Consider the following 21,927-nt stretch of genomic DNA (forward strand, 5'->3'; position numbering starts at 1 on the left):
AGCAAATAAAATAGCATAGAGCGAAATGGCCAATATTCAACACCATATGTTCATATAAACAAACCTAAGTCCTTAATTCTCATTTATGAACACCCTCTTCTCGCGCAATATGATGGATGCTTTCTTGTCCATTTATATAACGTAGTACGGTTTTTATTTTCTTATTGATCATCAAAACACCCCGTAAAAGCTAGATTTTGTGTCTAGCTTTTACGGGTCAGAAGGTACTAGATTGTATTATTTCAACATATATGTACCAGTTAATAATAAACCTCCATCAAAGAATAAACACCCTATGTAAGCAAGCAAACTAGTCCAATTTTGAAATGGCTAGTTTGAACACTTACATAGAGTGCTTTAGGTCCCTCTAAATAGTTGGTTGAGGTTATGGAAGCTATTTAATTTAGAGAGTTTTTCATGCTAATTCTTGTAACGCCTCAATTGCTTGAGCTACTTGCTCTTCTGTTAAATTGTGACGCACGATGTAGCGGTTGCGCGCATGCTTTGTACATTCGATTGTACAGCCACCTAAATGCTTTGCTTCATTTTCTTCAGATGCAATGATTTGTTTGTTACATTCAGGGTTTGCACAGTTAATGTAACGTTCACAAGGTTCACCGTCATAGTGATCACGACCGATAATCACATGCTCTACTTGATTGATTGGCACCGTTAAACGCTCATCAAATACGTACATTTGACCGTCCCATAATTGGCCTTTCGCAACAGGGTCTTTTCCGTATGTTGCAACACCGCCATGTAATTGACCAACATCGCCAAAGCCTTCACGTTTCATCCAGCCCGAAAACTTCTCACAGCGAATCCCGCCCGTACAATAGGTTAAAACATTTTTCCCTTCGAACAGCTCGCGGTTTGCACGTACCCATTCCGGTGTATCACGGAAGTTTTGTACATCTGGTCGAATCGCGCCACGAAAATGGCCGACATCGTACTCATACGTGTTACGCACATCTAATACTACTGTATTGTCATCTTGCATTTCAGCAAGGAATTGTTCTGGTGACAAGTAGCGACCTGTTAATTCATGTGGGTTCACGTCTTCTTCTAAGCCTAAGTTTACTAACTCAGGTCGTGGGCGTACGTGCATTTTTTTGAATGTATGCTCTTCTACTGCATCAATTTTGAAGACTATGCCTTCAAATAATGAGTCAGCTTGCATGTTTGCCATGTATTGCTCTGTTTGCTCAATCGTACCTGAAACAGTACCGTTAATGCCCTCGTTGGCTACTAAAATACGACCTTTTAAACCGATTTCTTTACACATTGCTAAGTGCGTTGCTGAAAACGCAGCTGGATCTTCAATCTTCGTGTAATGGTAATATAATAAAACTTGATAATTCATTGTTTTCCACCTATCATTTCAATATTTGCAGGATATTCCTGATAGTGTCTTTTACGACCTATTAACCATAAAGGATAATCATTTAATATGCTATCGGTAATTAGACTGAAATGGGCATAAATATTATTTTTAAAGAATTTGTGAATTGGTGAGTGGACTTTTTTTTATAAAAAAGTGTTATTCCACAATCTGGTCCTTAAATGGAAAAAGACACACTCCTTATGAAAGAAATGCACCTGTTAACGGAGGATTGTTAGCCAACTTCAGTACTAAGTAAACTGAGAAATTGAGTAATGCGTGCTTTTATTCAGGGAATCCCCAAATAGAATACATCGCGTATATACTCAAAAATATACCAAGCAAAAAGAATCCCGATTTTATGATATTTTCCTTTTTGAAGGAAATTTCACTGTATTCGGCATAGCTTAATATCATATAGATAATGGCTGGTGTAAAGATGACTATTGCCGCCCAATGTTGCTGAAAATTAACTCTTAACGCAGGGTTAAATACAGGCAAAAAGAATAATAAACCTAATAAAGCCCCTAAAGTATAGCCTTTTAAATATTTTTTCATCAAAGTTTATCCTTTCTTATAGGAAATTTTTAATTGCCCCTTCGGAATCTAGATGCTTTGCTTCAAGCAATGTAGTAGAGCCTTTTTCTACTTAAACTAAACCACTCTTTCTATAGCAATTAAAACTCGGCAGCTATAATTTGATAATTACTTTTCAATTTTGGGGATGAAAATGCTAAAGAGAAAATATGCACAAGCATTTCTCGATACTAATAAAAGGCCCTTTAACGGAAGAACCTTTTCACGATGAAAACACCCCTTTAGATATATGAATATCCAAAGGGGCGTAGCTTCGTAACATTTTTATAAATGTCGCGACTTTATTTTAAACTTTGTATCTGTTTGATAAACATCGTGACTTTAATTCAAATTTACAGACCACATTTTAACTGTGCACCACAGTTTGTACATGTATTACAGCCACCCATTTCTTCGACTGTTCCTTTACGACAAACAGGGCATGTATTCCCTACATCTGAGCCGATAACCGTTGTAGACTCTAATGCTTGAATTGTATCTACTAATACGACTGGACGTTTTGTATGCTCTTCTACTAATTCTTCTTCAAATGATAATTGATCCATATCATTTTCTTCCGCTTTTAGTGTAAGAACTTGTGAATCACGGCTACCATCCACATAGACCGTACCACCTTTAGCGCCACCTTTATATAGTCGCTCGTATACTTTTTCTACTTGCTGTACTGTATAGCCTTTTGGTGCATTCACTGTTTTAGAAATGGATGAATCAATCCATTTTTGAATAATACATTGAACATCGGCATGTGCTTCTGGTTTTAGCTCCATTGCTGTGACAAACCATTCAGGAAGCTCTTGCTCATTTACTTCAGGATGACGATCTAAATACTCTTTTACAATTTCAGCCTTGACCTCAATAAATTTACCTAAACGACCAGAACGGTAGTACGTGAAGGAGAAGTATGGTTCAAGACCTGTCGCTACGCCTACCATCGTTCCTGTCGAACCCGTTGGCGCAACAGTTAGTAAATGCGAGTTACGAATACCAGTCGCTAGAATTTGTTCTTTGATGTGAGCAGGCATTTTTTGCATAAAGCCTGTCTCTGTAAAGGCTTTACGTAAACGAGCTGTTTCTTCGTCAGTAGCACCTACTAAGAATGGGAAGCTACCACGTTCCTTTGCAAGCTCTGTAGAAGCCTCATAGGCTGTTTCCGCAATTGTTTTAAAGATTTCATCGACTAAAGCATTACCTGCTTCTGAACCGTATTCCTTTTCACAGTAAATAAGTAAGTCTGCTAAGCCCATAACCCCTAAACCAACACGACGCTCACCAAGGGCTTGTACACGGTTCTCTTCTAGGAAGTAAGGAGTCGCATCAATAACGTTATCCTGCATGCGAACACCCACACGAACTGTTTCACGTAGTGCTTCGTAATCAACTGATTGATTTTCTTTATTCGCAAACTGTGCAAGGTTCACAGCTGCTAAGTTACACACAGAGTATGGTGCAAGTGGTTGTTCCAATAATTGTTATCCTAAAGGCTTTTTATCCTTTAGTTCTTACAGTTCAATTCCTGCAAGTTCAGCATACATTTTCATTACACATGGCGTATGCATACTCATAAGAGCTTCTTAAATAATGTAATTTATAAAAGCCTGCATAACCTCTATTCATTTCTATCACAGCCTTTCTTACATTAGGCAATTTTGAATTTTTATGAATGTGTAATGTTGCGGTCTCGTGCCCGGGTTATAGTCTACTAAGTAGGATCACCGGGTATGCGTTGCCCCTGACTAAAGCTTTACCATTAGCCTTCGGTTCGGATTAGCATCTCAGCCTTCCCGCTTTATCCCGCAATTTTTAACGTGAGGCGAAGTCCACCACACGGATTTGTCGCTACAACACTTTGACCATATGCCTTTGCATTTGTCATATCATTCGCGTTGTCGATGAAGAAAATACCTGGCTCTGCTGAGTATGTTGCACATACGTTTATTAAATTCCATAATTCTTTTGCTTTCATTGTACGGTATGTGCGGACTTTATAGCCCATTTTTTCCCATTCGCGAACATCGCCCACTTCATGCCATTTCGTATTGTACACGTTCATTTCTTCTTTTGTATATTCTTCCACAGCTGGGAAACGAAGCTCAAAGTCAGCGTCCTTTTCTACTGCTTCCATAAATTCCTTCGTTAATGTCACGGAAATGTTGGCACCTGTTAAAAACTCTGGGTTATGAACTGTGTATGTGCCACCATCACGTAATTTATTTTCAGCCTCACGAATGATCGCTGTATCGAATCCACCTAAGCCTTCAATGTTTTTGTAGTTCACGATGCCTTGATACATCGCTTCTTCTTGCATAGAAAGTGGCTTGAAGTTTAATTTTTCTTTTGCTAGACGAATGATTGTTTCATCCGTTGTATTTTCGATCAGGTAACGCAGAATACGTGGATTTTGCATTTTAGAAATAATAAATTCCACAATATCTGGATGCCAATCTGCTAGCATAATCATTTGTGCCGATTTCTTACGCGGGTTCGCTACACCCACTCTCTATGTCACCATAGAAGTTGAGACCATATCTTACATCCAATTAGATGCCCTCGCACTTCGGAGTGGCTTCACTCCTACTCTACTCACTTCCGCTAACTTAGCGTGCTTTCGATGGTCGTTGAACCTTCCCCTTTAAAAGGAGCTTGGCTGCTGATTGTCTTTATCCCACTGCTATTTTCAAGCATTCACGTTTACCGTTTCCGATTACGTTGTAGCTAGCAGTGCATTTATAATGCGTTTTTTAACATTTTCAAAATCATTTTTTATCTCATCTTCCCAAAAACGGGGTAAAGTGTATCCATTAGCTGCTGCAATTTGATTTTTTTCGATATCCCTAGCTTTTATTCTCTTTTGTACCTCATAAAAAGAGGAATAAAATTTTGGATTCCCATGCCAAAAATCACCATCACATTCAATTAGAATATTTGTCCCAACTAGTAAGAAATCAAATTGTGCACCTTCAAATATAAAGGAATATTTGTAGGTGATTGATTGTTCAACTAAGAAATTCTCTAAAGCTGTTTCAATACTAGTTTTTCTAAACGTTTCCCTCTCTATTTGCTTTAATGCAGCTTGTCGAATCTTTTCAATGGTTTCTTTACTATAAACCCCTGTCTTACCGCTATTCCATGAAGGCGTTCCATTTATTTTTCTAGTTTCAGCTGTTTTTGAAATGATATTTTTAAAATGAAACTTTTTTTGTTCATTTGGCATGTCATTATGCCACTTACCTGTATTTTGTGATCGAAGTCTACTCGCATACTCTTTACTACAAGTTTTAGTCTGCCGATGTTTTTCATCGAATAGTTTTCCACAAATTACACAAGTTAAAGGCCCACCTTTTCCTCGACAGCTTCTACTACAAAATTGATTTGGAATACCTCGCCTCAGTTTAACCTTTTTATTACATAAAATATATTGGCAGATCACCATTTCTATTGGATAAAAATAAGATATTAAATAATTATCTAATGTTAAGTTATGCTCATTTTTCAAATGAGACGTAAACCATCCTTGTTTATTATGATTTATTGTAAAGCCACATATTAAACAAGTTTGTGGTTGTATCGCATCATAAACATCCATATTTCCCACCTCGATTAAAGTGACAATATTTCCGTTAAAGAGTTCCCAGCAATTCACGAGGTTTGTTTACGCAGAAGCACCTAGATTATGCTTACCTCTGCGGCTACCACCTTGTTCGACAAGATGAGTCAGCTTCGCAATATCATCTAACCATGAGACAGAACCAGATGATTTACCATTTACACCACGTGCTAACGTGTTGCGTGGACGTAATGTTGAACCATTTGTTCCTACACCACCACCACGACTCATAATTTCCATTACTTGCTTACGGTGATCACTGATGCCTTCACGTGAATCTGCGACAAACGGCATTACGTAACAGTTAAAGAAGGTTACATCTGTTTCAGATCCAGCTCCATAAATGACACGTCCTGCTGGAATAAATTTCAATGAAACTAATTGCTTATAAAACTTCTCAAACCACTCTTGGCGTTTCTCTGGAGTTTTTTCAACAGCGGCAAGGCCTGTTGCATTTCGTTTTGCGATTTGTTCATAAAAAATTTCAAGAGGCTTTTCTAGCACGTCAATTGAACGCGTAATTACACCCGTTTCTTGCTCTTGCGGATCGTCTAATGCACTGCGGTAATCTTCCTCAATCAGAATATCTGCTGTTTTTGTAGACATGTCCAGCTTTTGAATTGTCCCTAAACCACGTGCAGGGAATTTTGGATCAGCTTTTACTGTTAAAACAACAAAGTCACCGGCTTTCAGTGTTTTCTTTTCTGTGTCTTTAAACGAGTAGCGATCGATCATAACAAGTCTAGATACGCCTTTATGCGTAATATGCATATCAGGCGTTACTGGGTGTACTTGTGGGAATTGTTCGATATCTTTGTTTAACTGTTCAAATTGATTGTTTACTTCGGGTTGATGATTTGTGATTACCATCGTTTTGCCTCCCTTGTTATCTTCATTACAAAATAAATACACAATATCATGTGCCGTTAAACACTACATATTGTGTACATGTCTTTAAAAAAGATACTATATATAGTTTTTTAATTCAACTCTTGCTTTTTTAAATAGAATCCGAACTACTTGTTATTACTAGGGTCGAACGTTAAAAAATTTTTTTCATACCATTTTTTACTTTTTAAAGTTCCATTCATCATTTGCATATTTTTTTTCTTCTAATGCACGAACATATTCTAACTGCTCCTCAGAAAGTGTAAATGGTTTTAATTCAATTTGCAACGATTTTGCAAACCCATCACGAAAAGCTGTTACACATTGTTCAACTGTTACTGGTTCTTTAACAAGACTGTTGATGGCAACCGCCTTTTCCGGTAACTTTCTGCGCATACGATTCTTCGCTTCTTCGCTTGAGAAATTAAATACGGATAATAACTTCTCTTGGTCTAAATCTAATAAAATGGCGCCGTGCTGTAAAATAACACCCTTTTGACGTGTTTGGGCACTTCCCGCTATTTTTTTTCCTTCAACGACCAGCTCATACCAACTTGGCGCATCAAAGCAAACAGCACTTTTCGGACTCTTGAGGTCAGCTCTTTTCTCCTCTGTATCAGGTACACTAAAATAAGCATCCATCCCAAGATTATGGAAACCTTGCAAGATTCCCTCACTTAATACACGGTATGCCTCTGTCACAGACTCTGGCATATCCGGATAGCTTTCCGTAACGATGACACTATATGTGAGTTCATGCTCATGCAAGACAGCTCGTCCACCCGTTGGACGACGCACAAAGCCTAAGCCTTGCTCACGTACAGCATCTAAATTAATATCTCTTTTAGCCTGTTGAAAATAACCAATCGATAGTGTCGCAGGCTCCCACTCGTAAAAACGAATCACTGGTGGAATTAACCCCTCACTATGCCAGTCAAGTAATGCTTCATCTAGTGCCATATTAAAAGAAGGACTACATTTCCCTGAATTTAGAAAATACCAAGTTGTCATATGTTCATCTCCTACAAATATAAAATGATCCCTCAGGCCCCACCTGTGGTTCAAACCTCTCAAAAATTAGCTACAGTGTAAGTTGCTAACGATGTACTTTCGTAATGATATAGCCGAATTCGCCACAACCTAGTTAATTTTATCAAACTCATTGGACTATCGCTAGCGCATCTTTTATAATAATAGAGAAGATAGAAAGGGGTAAGAAAATCTTGGACATACTTATCACAATCGGTGTCGTTTTAGTAGTCATAATTGCATATATCGGTATTAATGCACTACGACTCAAAAAAGCCGTAACCAACTTAACACAAGAGCAATTCATAGAAGGCTATCGTAAAGCCCAGCTAATCGATGTACGTGAACAAAAAGAATTTGATGCTGGTCATATTCTTGGTGCACGAAATGTTCCTTCCACAACACTACGTCAACGTTATAAAGAAATCCGCCCAGATTTACCAGTATATCTATACTGTCAAAATACAGGCCGTAGCTCACGTGCTGCACTATTTCTTAAAAAACGTGGGTACAACCAAATTTACCAACTTCAAGGTGGATTCAAAACTTGGACAGGTAAAATAAAAGCAAAAAAATATTAATGTCTACATGACAAAAGCCGTCTCAAAGAACTATGAGACGGCTTCTTTTTTAAAAAATTCAGAGTTTCTACTATATTATATCTATTGCAAATGATTAAGTACTAGCTTTTTGTTCACCAAGTCTCTAATCATGCATTGGACAGAAAAAAAGGATAGCGATGAGAGACAAAATATATAGCTCATTCTTACTAACAATTCCTGACTGTAAATGATCCGTTCTTTGAGCGAATTAATGTCACTTAGGAATCGGTCCCCCCATAGCCCCCCTTCTACACGTTAGGAGTGAGCTCCCTACAAAATCAACCACGCCAACACTATCTTTATGCAAATCTTCCACGACACTGATTCATTTTCACCTCATTTTAAATGGCATCCCATCAAATATTTTGTATGTTCAAAAATACTATTTTTCGTTAGAGATTTAGCATATTGCGTCCTATTCTGCTATTTTTCTGAAAATAGTCAGAATTTATTATTGAATAATGGGACGAGCACTGATAGGATGTATAATATCTTACAATAATAATTGATTATGAAGTTAATAAGCTATGAATGCTATGGATTAAACTATAGCAGGAGCAGTTCTGGAGAGAGCGCCATGTGCGTCGCCGAAGGGTTCACTATCTCAGGCAAAAGGACAGAGGAATAATATCAGCTTTTATTAGCGATGTCACACGAATAGTACATCTATTTCGTGTAACATTCGTGACTAAATGGTATTTGTTATTCTGACGTTTTTCCGAGACTAGTGTCACAACTAGTCTCTTTTTGTTTTTCCAGTCATAGTTTTTTATGTATCTTTGAGGGGGATTAACGTGGAACAGCAACAATTAAAACGAGATTTAAAAAATCGCCATGTGCAGCTTATTGCCATTGGTGGAACAATTGGGACGGGTTTATTTTTAGGCTCTGGCAAAGCCATTGCCCTTGCAGGCCCTTCTATCATCCTTGCCTACTTAATTGTCGGTACCGCCTTATTTTTTGTGATGCGTGCATTAGGTGAGCTGCTATTATCCAATGCAGGCTATACATCATTTACGGATTTTGCATCCGAATACATAGGTCCTTGGGCAGGTTATGTGACAGGTTGGACATATTGGTTCTGTTGGATTATGACAGCCATGGCGGACATTATCGCGGTGGGGGTTTATACACAATATTGGTTTGATATCCCCCAATGGATGCCAGCCATTGGTTGCTTAATCTTGTTATTACTACTCAATTTATTAACCGTTAAACTTTTTGGTGAATTGGAATTTTGGTTTGCCATCATTAAAGTGATTACGATTGTGGTTCTTATCATCATCGGACTGATTATGATTGTAACAGGCTTTCAAACTAGCTCAGGAACGGTAGCAGTGGAAAATCTTTGGGCACACGGTGGTCTATTTCCAAATGGAATGTACGGCTTTTTAATGGCTTTCCAAATGGTTGTGTTTGCTTTTGTTGGCGTGGAATTAGTGGGGGTTTCAGCAGCTGAGACAGCAGATCCTCAAAAAAATATTCCCTCTGCCATTAATAAAATTCCATTTCGTATTTTACTCTTTTATGTAGGTGCATTGTTTGTGATTTTATGCATCAATCCATGGTATGAAATGTCTGCCTCAAGCAGTCCTTTTGTACAAGTATTTACACTGGCTGGTATTCCGATTGCTGCGGGTATTATAAACTTTGTTGTACTCACTTCAGCCGCTTCAGCAGGTAACAGTGGTTTATTTTCAACAAGTCGGATGCTCTTTAATCTTGGAAAAAATAAACAAGCATCACCTACATTTGCCAAGCTCAACAAAAACAGCGTGCCAAGTAATGCACTCGTTATTTCTGCTATTGTTGTATCAGTAGGTGCATTGCTAAGTAAGCTGATGCCAGAAAATGCCTTTAGTATTGTGACGACGATTAGTGCGATTTGTTTTATTTGGGTGTGGAGCATTATCGTTATTTCTCACATTATTTATCAACGAAAAAACCGTGCCTTACATGAAGCATCGAAATTTAAAGCACCACTGACACCTTTTATCAACTATGTAATTCTAGCATTCTTTGCCTTTCTCTTACTTATAATGTTTATTTCTGAGGCTACACGTACAGCTCTACTATTAACACCAATTTGGTTTATCGCCTTATTCATTCTTTATAATATGAAAAAAAGATGACCTCAGCCTAAGTGCTGAAGTCATCTTCACGCATTAAAAAATAGTCATATCCCATTCTGTCGCTAAATGCTTTAGTAACTGCACACCAGCCACACTGTTTCCTATTGGATCGATTGCTGGACCATAAATACCGATACCACAGCCAGTAGGAAATGGGGAATTCAAGCCTGCATGACCTGGAACAGCTGTAAGAATCGCACCGGAAACACCACTTTTAGCAGGCAGGCCAATAAAGGCTGCAAACTTCCCTGAAGCATTGTACATACCGCATGTCACCATCAAGGCCTTCGCTAATTTCGCCACTTGTTTAGGAAATAGCTGTTTCTTTAACAATGGGTGATAGCCATCATTGGCAATAACTAAACCAATCATAGCTAAATCCGATACATTGACTTCAATTGCACATTGCTTCAAATAAACCTCAAGTGCCGCCTCTACTGGACAATCTAGGAAGCCTGAATCCATTAAATAGTAGGCCAATGCTCGATTACGATTGGCGGTTTGCCATTCTGATTGAAATACCTCTTCATTAATACTTAATTGCTTGCCAATGATTTGTTCTAAAAATTGTAGAATTTTTATGACCTTCTCTTGCGGTGAATGACCAGCCAGCATCGAGGACACCGTAATGGCCCCAGCGTTTATCATTGGATTAAACGGTTTCCCTGGTTGATGGCTTTCTAAGCGAATAATAGAGTTGAACGTATCCCCTGTTGGTTCCACATCTACTCTTTCTAGTACATAAGGTAAACCTCGATCCATACAGGCTAATATAAATGTGATCACTTTAGAAACACTTTGAAGTGTAAATAGTTCTGTAGTATCTCCTGCTTTGATTTCGTTGCCATTTGAACCGATTATCGCAATCGCTAATTGGTTCGGATCTTTTTTGGCTAAAGCAGGGATATAGCTAGCACATTGACCTTCTTTGGCGGCAGTGCGAAACTGCGATACCCATTGTGCCATAAGGTGATCCTGTTGATGTGGTTGTATTGACATATTTGTGTTCTCCTTTCAAAAATGAGGCAAAAACAGAGCCTTCATAGTTCTCCTATGAAGACTCCATCCAATGTCGCTAGCCTTTTATAGCTTAGGAGGCTGTGTTCCCTCTGGAATTAATGATACATATGTTTCTCCATCAAGACGTTCCTGCCATTCCTTTTTCGCTTCCTCGATATAGGCTGGATTATTAAGCACCGCAATAGCCGTACAAGCCATGATTTTAGCCGCCTGTAGCATCCCTTTATGCGCGATTGGCATAACTCCTTGAGAAACAACCTGCCATGTATGTAGTGGTGTTCCTAATGCCATACATACCGTTGTACATTGTACAGTTGGTACATTCCAACTGACATCTCCTACATCTGTTGAGCCACCCATAATAAATTCGGGTAGCATGCCTGGAACGTGATCAGCAATCACTTTTCCCTGTAATTGCTTGACATCTTCTTTACGCAAGCCTATTAATGAGGCGGCTTGTACTTCAGGAGTAAACGTATTGAAAATAGCCTGCGCATACTGCTCATCCTCTATTGTATAGTGTGGCATGCCAATTTCAAGTATTTGTTGATACATCACATCATAAAGCGTTTTATTAGTAATCAGATTTGAAGCAGCACCTTCAAAATCAACTTCCACTGATGTGCCTGTCATCAGTGTGGCACCCTTAGCAATATTTTCAACGCGCTGATAAATTTCCTGCACTTGCTGCTTTTTAGGTGCTCTAATCAGGTACGTTACCTCTGCATATGGTTGGACTACATTCGGTGAAGTTCCACCTGAATTCGTAATAGCATAATGGACACGAGCTTCTGGAATGATATGCTCTCGTAAATAATTTACCCCAACATTCATAAGCTCAACAGCATCTAAAGCGCTTCTTCCAAGGTGCGGTGCGGCTGCGGCATGTGCACTTTTGCCTGTAAACTTAAAAGTTGCGGCATAGTTTGCTAGAGAGCTACAAGTCATAACCGTTGAAAATGTACCTGGATGCCAAGAGATTGCAATATCCACATCGTCAAAAAGACCAGCTTTCGCCATATAAGCTTTACCAGATCCATTTTCCTCTGCAGGACAGCCATAAAAACGGATTGTTGCTGATTGATGATTTTGCTCTAAGTAATCCTTCACTGCAACAGCAGCTGCAAATGCACCTGTTCCTAATAAATTATGACCACAGCCATGTCCGCTTCCACCATTCTCAAGAGGTTCATGTTGTGTCGCCCCACCTTTTTGACTCAAACCGGGAAGTGCATCATATTCACCTAAAAAGGCAATGACAGGCTTTCCACAACCAAAAGTTCCAACAAGCGCCGTTTCAAGTCCAGCAACGCCAACCTCTGTTTGAAAGCCCTCTTTCTCTAACGCCTCTTTCATATATTGCATGGATTTTTTCTCTTGAAAATGAAGCTCAGGCACAGCCCAAATAGCATCACTTAATGCTACACTTGCCTCTTGTTTTGCTTCAATTAACGCAGAAATTTTTTCATGAAAACTCATTTTTATCCCTCCAATTTTATGCTTTCAACAATATTCCTTTTTGGTCATTTAGGGTGACAAGCGACACAATACAGATAAGCGCAAAGCCAATTAACATCCAAAAGGCTGCATCAAAGGAGCCATTAAAGGCATCGACCATAAATCCAATCGCCATTGGCGTGACAAAGCCCGCTAATTGCCCCCCTGTATTCGCAATCCCCATTGCAGATCCTGTAATAGAAGAGGGTAATTTCTTCAGTACAATAACAGGTAGTAATGTAATGACAAACGCAATAAAGATAGAAACAACTGTTTGATAACCAATAAATAACGTCACTGTTTTTGCAGTAAACATTAAATACAATAAAAGACCAATAACTGCACAGGAGATGGAGCCTAACACTTTCTCCATTCCTTTTGGTAGCTTATCAATGATATATCCACTACCATACACACCAATAATCGTTGTAATGGCAGGAATTGTTTGTGCCCAGCCAATGGACATTAGATCCAATCCGCGATTTTTTTGCAGATAAGTCGGGATCCAGGAAACCAAGCCCCAGTTCACGGCATAAATACAGAAATAAGCAATAATTAAATTCCACATCAACGGTGTTTTCAATAGTTCTTTAAAGTTCACTTTGTGTGCAGGATTTTCTGTACTAGCATCTTCTGCTTCGTTTTGTGGAAGTTTAATATATTTCCAATATAAAAAGGCAATAATAGCGCCAATAGCTCCAATAATGATAAACATCATGCGCCAGCCAATCGTCCCTAATAAATAAGCTGCTAGCAGCGGCACAATGAGTGAAACAATGCCACCAGAAGTAAGCATGATGGACATCGCTCTGCCTCTTTCCTCTTTTGGGAAGATTGTGGCAATAATTTTAGAGCTTGCTGGCTGAAATCCACCCTCGCCAATCCCAAATAAAAATCGAATCACAATCATCGCTGTTAATGACCAAGCAATCGCTGTTAGACCCGTAAAAATAGACCACATAATAACAGCCATCAATAAAATTCTTTTAGCGCCAAATTTATCTGCCAGCCAGCCACCTGGTATTTGCATAATGGCATAGCCTAAAAAGAAAGCGCTTAAAATGATACCCGTAGAAGATGCATCCAGTTGCAAATCACCCGTAATCGATACAACTGCATAGTTCATAATGTAGCGATCTAAATTACCTAAAGACCAACCTAAAAATAATAGTGCAAGGATGACATTTCTAGATTTTTTCGTTACTTCATTTGCTGTCATTCATATCCCTCCCATTGATCAGAAACATTTTCTTGATTGCAATGTTTGCTTCATTGCTCTTATTGTTCTTGATGATCTTTGCCCCCTTGCCATAACTAGTAAAATCAACACCCCTTTTATATACCGACATTTTCGTTATATATTCGTATAATAATCAAAGTTCTATGAAATGACAATATTTTTTTGAAAATTTCTAATAGATAATCGTCTTTGATTTACTAAAAAGGTGTACAATTCGTTGATGTAGCTGGGTTGCTCAAAAAATGCCTAATTCTAAAAATAGCAAAAAAATGCCCCAAACCATTTAATGGTTTGGGACATTTTTGCAAGATTCTAAACAAGCTGATACATTTTTATTGGTCTACCACGTGTATGCTGTAACTCTTCTCCACAGATTCTCGCTAAATCTACATTACATAAATCAGCTACGATCCGTTGGGCATTTCTTTCGCTCATTTGAAGCTGTGTCGCTAAATCCTTTGTTGTGAAATGCTTCCAGTGCATTTTCTGCACGAGTGCATTTATTTTCATATACGTTTTAATACTAATATTACCCTTTTTTAGTTTTTCTAAAATATAAGGATCTTCTGCTCGATAGGAATAAGCAAGCTCTTCTACATTCCCAACCGATTCAATAATCGTGCCATCATCCTGAATCATGACAATATCAATGGCTTCATTTTCCTTTGTCTGTCTGAGTCCTCGATGTGCATGTAACTCGGCATTAAATACCGTTTGAGCAAAGCCAATGCCTGCTGTCACCTTTGCTTCCATTTCGATCGACAGCTGGTACATTTTTTCTTGTAAAAATGTTATTTGTCCTTCGATGGCTCCCCTTGTACTAAAAATAGTATACTTTCCATTTCCCTCTTCAATAAGAGAGCCATCTATCTGTTCACAAAGCTGGAGCAAATATTCCTTCGTACGCAATTCTAAATATTGAATGCGATAACCTCGCTTCATGCGCTCTTTCAATGAATCGAAGTCCTTTATTTCAAGCATAACTGCACCAATTTGTGTTTCTTTATAGTAGGATGTTTTGATTTTTTCAGTAAAAAGCTGAACGGTATGGTAAATTTCTGTTTTCGTCGGTGAAACCCAATAAGATGGAACACCCTGTTTCCTCAGCTCTTCATCAACAGAAGGATAGCAAGTAATGGCAAAATCAATCTTTCCTTCCTGCCAGAGACTATAGTGGAAATCAAATAACTCCTGCGGATCAATGGCCACATCGAATTCCTTTAAATACATGTGATTTACATTGTGCTGAATCTCCGCGAGACTCTCTGACGCCATTTGAGAAGGGGATGGGATGATATCGATACTAACATTTTCAATAAACTTTTTTTGTTGATAGGACTGCTCTAAAAATCCACGATAAATGGCAGCCTCTGAAAAAATAATATGGGCCAATTTCTCCTGAGAAACATTCGTTTGACGAGCAAGCTTATAAGGGATATAGCCAGAAAATAGCCAGAAATCCACGTCCTGATTATGTTTCTCTACTAGATGCTTTGTTTCAGTTGCTACTTCATAAACATACGGAATAAATTCCATATCCTGTTCAATTTCCCGTGCTAATGCAATAATTCTTTCAACGGATTTAACGGGACCAACAACACCTATTTTATACATCTTTCGTTCCTACCTTCTTTGTGCAACTGCAATCGTTATGTAAAAATTTTCTTTCTCTGTTGTACATAGTATAGCGGACAATTAAATGACAAGACAAATAAAAATGGCTTCCTGTATAAAGAAAAGCCCCGAAAATAGTTCGGGGCCATCTTTGAATAAAAATTATTTTTCAGTTGGATACATTTTTGTATAAAGTAATTCTAATTTTTTGGAAAGCTTACCATAGGCAGTTTGCCATGCCTTCCGAGCCGCATCATCGCCATCTGCTTTGTATAAAGCATGGACTTCTGCTACCTTTTTCAAATCATTTTCAGCCTGAGTTAGCTTCGAATAATTTTTAACAATTTTCTTATCAGTAGCACTTAATTCATCATACTTGGCACGAATTTCTTTCACTTTGTCCTCTAAACCATCCACATACTCGCCTTTTACAAGTAGAGAATTTATGGATTCAATTAACATTAAAGCATTTTCATTCGTTTGTTGCTGACCTTGTTGCTTCTCCATAATTAATTGTCTAGTCTCCGCATCAATAAGACTCACTTGTTTAGACGTTAGCTTTTCAAATGCCTTAATGACTGTGCTCGGATTACTACTAAACGATTTTTCATAGGTCTTCATAAAGGATTCTACTTTTTTCACATCAGCTATTGCAGCTTTTAAAATATCATAATTCGTAATCAGCTTTTTATCACTTGAGCTAAGGCTACTATATTGTGTAGAAAGATTTTGAATTTTTTCCATTGAAACGGTATAGAGATCATTTGAAACGATTGTTGCAATTTCATTATTTAGCTGTGTGATATTCGGTGCATTTTCATCGATAATTTGATTATTTAATAAAGCTTCATACTGTTCTTTTGCTAAATGCTGCTGATTTGCAGGTAATTTTGCATAAGCCTTTTGCACCGTTTCAATTTTTTTAGCTTGTTTCGCAGCATCTGTTTCTTCTCTAGCTGTCTGTACTTTTTTATGGAATGATTTTACACCTGAAATATCCTTCTTCGCCGCTGTTAATAAGTAATAATTCGTCACGTATTTTCTTCCACCAGAAGATAGTGCTTTATAGGATTCTGATGCTGTATCAACAGCAGATTCTAATTGTTTAAATGTAAATGTAGTAACATTTGCCAATTTCGCGATATTCGCCTTTAAAGCCTCAGCTGCTGCCTTATCAGCAGGCACTTTACCATTGTCATCAATCGAAACTTTTGGCGTATTCAGTAAAAAATCATCTGCATTATATACAAGAGACTGTTGTAATGTCGTCAGCTTATTATAAGCTTTTAACGCACTGGAATAACTTGAAGTCAATTTACTTTCCTTAACACCTGTTATGCCCATCAACTTCTGATAAGCGTCCATATCTTTTATTACTTTTTCAGCCGTTTTCAAATCCTTTTGTAGCGTGACAAGATCATCATATCCAATAATTTGTGCTGCTGACGCTTTCGTTAAGCTCTTATATTCTTTAATCATTCGATTAACATTATTGACATGACTTTGCCATGAACTAGCCGATGGATTGATTGGATAGATATCATCTCCAATATAGCTGTCTATATCATGATTTAGTGCAGCAATTTGACTTTCTTCAGCACTTTCTGCAACCGTTAAACGCTGCAAATACGTATCTGATACTAATTTTAATTGCTTATATGTTAATTTTTCATAGGCAGAACGAATGGACTTGGCAGCCGTAACTTGCTTATTCGGCGTATTGTTTGGTGATAATTTATCAAATGACTTAATAAATTGCTCAACCTTTTTAATATCCGCTTTAGCTTCCGTTAAAATAGTCTGATTTTGAATAGCGCCTCGGTAATTTTGGGATAGCTTTGCGATATCCGCTTCAATGCTAGTAACTAGCGTTTGTAGGGCATCCTTATCTGAAGGTACATATTGCGCGAGAGAATTCTCGTAGGATAGTAAATGAACAATTGCTTGATTTAGTCTTCGTACTTCTGTTATTTCCTCAAGGTCATTTGGCTCATTTAAAAGATCTTTAATGTTCGTATATAGGGTATCATTCACATCTAAGCTACGTTGTAACTGATCGAGCTTATTATATGCCTCTTCAATTTCTTGAATATATTTAGGTCTGTCTTTTTCATTAACGTCCTTTATTTTATCGACTTTTTCTTCTAATTTACTGACTAGTTCCACATCAGCAAGTGCTCTCTTTAGGACTTCATAATTGGACACATTTGCTTTAGCTGGTACGGATAAGGCTTGATATTTACTTTCTAATGCTGTTAGCTGTCCCTTAAATGATTCTAGGCTCGATAGATTGTATTGATTATCATGCACCAGTAAGGCCTTAATATCATTCATTAACGTATCCGTTGGTTCTTTAGATACAGTAATAGCGGTAGAGAAATCTGACTCCACAAACGCAGTACCTACCTGTGCTTTTACTTTGACAATAATATCTTTGATGCCCTTTTCAATGGCATCCTTTGGTATTGTATATGTGCCACCAGCGGCTCCCTCAATAATGGTAAAGGAACTATCACCAAGTTTATAAAACCATTGATAACTATATGTAATTTGGCCACTCTGTAATTTCGCGCCTGCTTTATCCGTTACAGTAACACCTGCCACTTTAACGGTTTCCCCAGGTGCAACAAAATCAGAAGCGGAATAGCCCTCCAGCGTTGGAGCTGTTATCTCAAGATCTAATTGATTGATCTTACGTGTTTCACTTTGAAACTTTTTACCATCAGTTGTAGTAGCCTCCACGAAAATTGATTTTCCAGCCGCTTCAACCGGTACTTTTAAAGTAGACGATGTAGCACCTGAAATTGGCTTATTCGTCGTATTTTTTGAACCATCTTCACCATCAATTTTCTCTAAATAATACCATTGATAAGCATTAACTACTGTATTTTCTGGCAATTTATCAACTGTTAATGTTTCATTGACAATATTTTGTCCAGTAATGATAACCGTTTCTGCTGCATCTGCTACGGTTGGTACAATAAGTGCTACAGGAATAGCTGCTGCTGTTAAAAATAATTTCTTATTCAAATCGATTAACCTCCTCTATCCATCTAATGAATTATATCGACCATAAAGCCATAATTTCCTTTGTTCTGCAGAAAGAATTCTAAAAAGTGTATTTTCTCCTGAATTAATATTAAAACAATAATAATATTTTGATTAAACAATAAAAAATCTAGCAGAGATTGACTGCTAGATTGCTGTTTATTATGAGTTTATTGATTCATATAGCTGTTCTAATTTCTTAGATAATTTATTATATGCCTTTTGCCATGCTTCCTCATCATCTTTAAGTAATTTTACTTCTCTCACTTTTTGTAAATCACTTTCAGCCTGTGCGAGCTTGCTATAATTTTTGACAAGTTTTTGTTGCATAGCTGTTAAGCTATTATAGTTGTCCTTTATAGCGATCAATCGATTTTCTAAGTCGGACACATAATATCCATCTATTTGTAATTCATTGATTGAATCAATCGTCTCTAATACAACATCATTGGCTGTTTGCTCACTTGTTTCCATTTTTTGAATCTCTTCCAATAAACTCGTTAACTGTCCATTCATCTCGGCCTCATAGCCCTCTAATAAACTAATCTGTAGCGTTGTGAGCTTTCGAAAATCTTTCATAATCGCCGATGGATTTTTTTCTAGATTCGTCTGGAATTTCTTAATGAAGGACTCAACAGCTTTGACGTCACTTATTGCTTGTTTAAGATCCTGAGCATTGGTAATTAGTTTTTTCTCAGCAGAGGAAAGAGCATTGTATTTGTTAATCATATCCTTTACTTCAGTTAGCGAAAAAATATAGCCATTTGCATCCATAAGTTCTTTATTTAAGTCGTTATAATTCTCTGTATATTCTTCGATTTTATTGCTGATTTTTACATAAAGAGGTTGAGCTAATTCTTGCTGAATGGCATTTAATTTGCTGTATGCTTTTTGAACAGTCTGTAGCTTCGAATATTGTTTAGTGGAATCTGCTACAGATAATGCCTCATTGACCTTCCTATCAAAGGATCTGACCGCTCTCACATTGGCTTCGGCAGCTTTTAAGTCTGCATAATTTATCACATATTTCTTTACGCCCTTAGGCAACTCTTTATATTTATTGACTAATTCGTCCACAGCTCTAGCATAGCTTTCGAAGTCAGATGAATCGTTAAGAGCATTTTTAATGTCATCACTGAATTTCTTACCTACAGTTGCATCGTTACTTGTCTCACCAGGAATCTCATTATTCGTAGGAATTTCATTCAAAAGAGTAGCATTATAAACATACTTTTGCTGAGATATAGTTAATTTATTATACGCTTTTAATGCAGAATGAAAGGCCGACTGTATTTTGTTAAATTTCGTTTCAGGTTTCAATAGCGCATTATATTTTTCTATTTGGATAATGACTTTTTCAGCTGCCTTTAAATCCTTTTGCATTTGAAGCATTTCGTTTTTTGTCGCCATATCATTATAGGACTTTAAACTTTTTTGCAGTGAGATGATGGTATTGACTTTCGATTTAAGTGTTTCCCATTCATTCGCTAATCCTGCTGCCCCTTTCACCTCGGCTAGCAATTGCTCCAGCTCTTCGATTGTCGTACGTTCTGCGTTTTCAGCTTCCACTAGAAGGGGTAGCTTATATTCTACCAATCCTTGCTGACGTAAGTTCAGCTTCAAATAGGCTGACCGAATGCTTTTAGCTGTTGCTACCTTTTGTTTAGGCGTCTGTCCTTGCAATTTATCAAATAGCTTTTCAAATTTTTGTGCACTTTTTAAATCTGCTTTTGCCATTGTTAAAATGGCTTGATTTTGCACAACCGTTTTATACTCCGGTAAAAGGGCATTAATTTTAGCATCTATATCTGCTATTTTTTCCGCTAAGATACTCGTTGTTTCTGAAGCGTATTGTGGGATCGGATCCATACCGTCTCCCAATAACTCTGTAATCAGTCTATTGATTTCACCAAGCTTTGCAAGCTCCTTTTGACTATCTGGATTTTTCAGCAATAAATCTACTATTTGCTGATAAATATTACCAGCATCTAAGCTTCGTTGTAAATAATCCAGTTGATCATATTCAGCCTTTAGTTGTTGAAGCTGTTGGAGGCTACTCTTTCCATCTAATGCTTTTATTTGCGCTGCAAGACGCTCTACTTTGGCAATATCAGCTACAGCACGCTGCAATATCGAGTAGTTTGTCACCTGTGCCTTTGCTGCTGGTGTTAATTTTTGATATTGATTGTCTATCTGAGATAGAACTGACTTTATATCTTCTCTATAGATAACACGTTTTTGGGTATCCATTGTGAGCAACGTGGCAATTTGTTTTTCAATAGCTTTTATGTGATTGTCTGAAATACGGATTGGCGTTACGGCAATACCAGAAATCACTTGATCTCCCACTTTTGCAGTAACCTTCACCACAATATCCTTCATTGCTGAATCCTGTGTATCTTTAGGAATCATATAGGAAGGAGTGGAGGCATTGGGGATGATAGAATAACTACTTCCTACCTTATATAGCCATTGATAGGTAAACGAAATTTGTTTCGACTCTAACGTGATTTTTTGTGAAGTATCCGTTTCTGTTGTAACAACAGGGATTTTCACTTTAAGCGTATCTCCAGGCACGACAAAATCTCCACCTGTGAAGCCTTCAAATTCAATTGCTTCTATACTTAAATTCAGCTTCTGAATCTTTTTATTCGGACTTACATATACCAATCCATCTTCTGTTTTGGCCTCCACAAAGATCAGTTTATCAGCAGCTAAAGGTGGTATAACGAGCTCTAATTTCGTTTCATTTGCAATGGGTTTCGCCTTATTATCTTCTAGGACATACCATTGAAAATTTGTAAATACAGTCGGTTTATTTGTGTTACTTGATAAACCTTCAATTTTAGCGACTAACTTACCATTCACATAATCATTGCCTTCAGTGGAAAGAGTTCCTTTAACAACGATTTTTTTACTTTCATACATTTTCCCACGGTCATCTGTAACCTTAACAATAATGGATTTTCCTAATGCATCTGAAGGTATTAAATAGACGTTGCTAGTTTGTGAAGAAAGCAGCTCCTCTACGCCCGCTTTCACAAAATACCATTCGTACTGATAATTAGCATCTTTTGGTAAGGAGGTGATATCAGCCTTTAATTCTGTCCCTACCATACCACTTCCTTCAATAGTTACCTGCTCTGAAGCAGCATGTGCATCGATAGGCATAATAATAGCTGCTGGGGCTACTGCCATTAATAAGAATTTTGCCTTAGTCATTCAAAATCCGCTCCTTACATTATGTATATATCACATATTATAGCAATACTTTC

12 protein-coding genes, 3 pseudogenes and 1 riboswitch are annotated in these 21,927 nt (G+C 37.6%); of the genes and pseudogenes, 2 read left to right on the forward strand and 13 right to left on the reverse strand.

Annotation, left to right across the window (positions count from 1 at the left end; all coding sequences use genetic code 11):
- Positions 1 to 415: 415 nt before the first annotated feature.
- From NST76_RS13620 to NST76_RS13650, 7 genes and pseudogenes are all read right to left on the reverse strand, one after another.
- Positions 416 to 1,363: a rhodanese-related sulfurtransferase gene (locus tag NST76_RS13620; protein ID WP_101967011.1), complete on the reverse strand. Its 948-nt coding sequence runs from the start codon at positions 1,361 to 1,363 to the stop codon at positions 416 to 418.
- 303 nt (positions 1,364 to 1,666) lie between these two features.
- Positions 1,667 to 1,939, reverse strand: coding sequence for a hypothetical protein (locus NST76_RS13625; RefSeq protein WP_340809210.1), 273 nt, complete (start codon positions 1,937 to 1,939; stop codon positions 1,667 to 1,669).
- A gap of 371 nt (positions 1,940 to 2,310) precedes the next feature.
- A pseudogene (locus NST76_RS13630) lies at positions 2,311 to 3,438 on the reverse strand (ribonucleotide-diphosphate reductase subunit alpha); the annotation flags it as partial.
- Between the two features lie 359 nt (positions 3,439 to 3,797).
- Positions 3,798 to 4,451 (reverse strand): annotated as a pseudogene (locus tag NST76_RS13635) (ribonucleoside-diphosphate reductase); the annotation flags it as partial.
- 228 nt (positions 4,452 to 4,679) lie between these two features.
- Positions 4,680 to 5,561: a DUF559 domain-containing protein gene (locus NST76_RS13640; RefSeq protein ID WP_340809211.1), complete on the reverse strand. Its 882-nt coding sequence runs from the start codon at positions 5,559 to 5,561 to the stop codon at positions 4,680 to 4,682.
- 93 nt (positions 5,562 to 5,654) lie between these two features.
- Positions 5,655 to 6,452, reverse strand: a pseudogene (locus NST76_RS13645) (ribonucleotide reductase N-terminal alpha domain-containing protein); the annotation flags it as partial.
- 198 nt (positions 6,453 to 6,650) lie between these two features.
- Positions 6,651 to 7,481 (reverse strand): biotin/lipoate A/B protein ligase family protein, encoded by an 831-nt coding sequence (locus tag NST76_RS13650; RefSeq protein WP_036122964.1) that lies wholly within the window; start codon positions 7,479 to 7,481, stop codon positions 6,651 to 6,653.
- 212 nt (positions 7,482 to 7,693) lie between these two features.
- On the opposite strand from NST76_RS13650, the gene NST76_RS13655 reads away from it, so the two are divergent.
- Together NST76_RS13655 and NST76_RS13660 are read left to right on the forward strand one after the other, a co-directional pair.
- Complete coding sequence (locus tag NST76_RS13655) at positions 7,694 to 8,080, forward strand: rhodanese-like domain-containing protein (RefSeq protein ID WP_036122960.1); 387 nt, start codon at positions 7,694 to 7,696, stop codon at positions 8,078 to 8,080.
- Between the two features lie 574 nt (positions 8,081 to 8,654).
- A riboswitch (glycine riboswitch) is annotated at positions 8,655 to 8,731 on the forward strand.
- Between the two features lie 164 nt (positions 8,732 to 8,895).
- Positions 8,896 to 10,233, forward strand: a complete 1,338-nt coding sequence (locus tag NST76_RS13660) for an amino acid permease (protein WP_101967014.1) — start codon at positions 8,896 to 8,898, stop codon at positions 10,231 to 10,233.
- A gap of 33 nt (positions 10,234 to 10,266) precedes the next feature.
- Here NST76_RS13660 and NST76_RS13665 read toward each other — a convergent pair whose 3' ends face one another.
- The 6 genes from NST76_RS13665 to NST76_RS13690 form a co-directional block, all read right to left on the reverse strand.
- Positions 10,267 to 11,232, reverse strand: a complete 966-nt coding sequence (locus tag NST76_RS13665; protein WP_089934560.1) for a glutaminase — start codon at positions 11,230 to 11,232, stop codon at positions 10,267 to 10,269.
- Between the two features lie 84 nt (positions 11,233 to 11,316).
- Positions 11,317 to 12,732 carry a M20 family metallopeptidase gene (locus NST76_RS13670; protein WP_089934562.1) on the reverse strand — a complete coding sequence of 472 codons (1,416 nt, stop codon included), beginning with the start codon at positions 12,730 to 12,732 and terminating at the stop codon, positions 11,317 to 11,319.
- A gap of 16 nt (positions 12,733 to 12,748) precedes the next feature.
- On the reverse strand, positions 12,749 to 13,969 hold the full coding sequence (locus NST76_RS13675; protein WP_249646103.1) for an MFS transporter: 1,221 nt from the start codon (positions 13,967 to 13,969) through the stop codon (positions 12,749 to 12,751).
- Positions 13,970 to 14,302: 333 nt separating this feature from the next.
- Complete coding sequence (locus NST76_RS13680; RefSeq protein ID WP_340809212.1) at positions 14,303 to 15,604, reverse strand: hypothetical protein; 1,302 nt, start codon at positions 15,602 to 15,604, stop codon at positions 14,303 to 14,305.
- 162 nt (positions 15,605 to 15,766) lie between these two features.
- Positions 15,767 to 18,634 (reverse strand): hypothetical protein, encoded by a 2,868-nt coding sequence (locus NST76_RS13685; RefSeq protein WP_249646105.1) that lies wholly within the window; start codon positions 18,632 to 18,634, stop codon positions 15,767 to 15,769.
- Positions 18,635 to 18,814: 180 nt separating this feature from the next.
- Positions 18,815 to 21,874 (reverse strand): hypothetical protein, encoded by a 3,060-nt coding sequence (locus tag NST76_RS13690; protein ID WP_342544002.1) that lies wholly within the window; start codon positions 21,872 to 21,874, stop codon positions 18,815 to 18,817.
- Positions 21,875 to 21,927 lie beyond the last annotated feature (53 nt).

This window comes from Lysinibacillus sp. FSL W7-1291, from assembly GCF_038593415.1.
In the GTDB taxonomy this organism is placed as follows: Bacteria; Bacillota; Bacilli; order Bacillales_A; family Planococcaceae; genus Lysinibacillus; species Lysinibacillus fusiformis_D.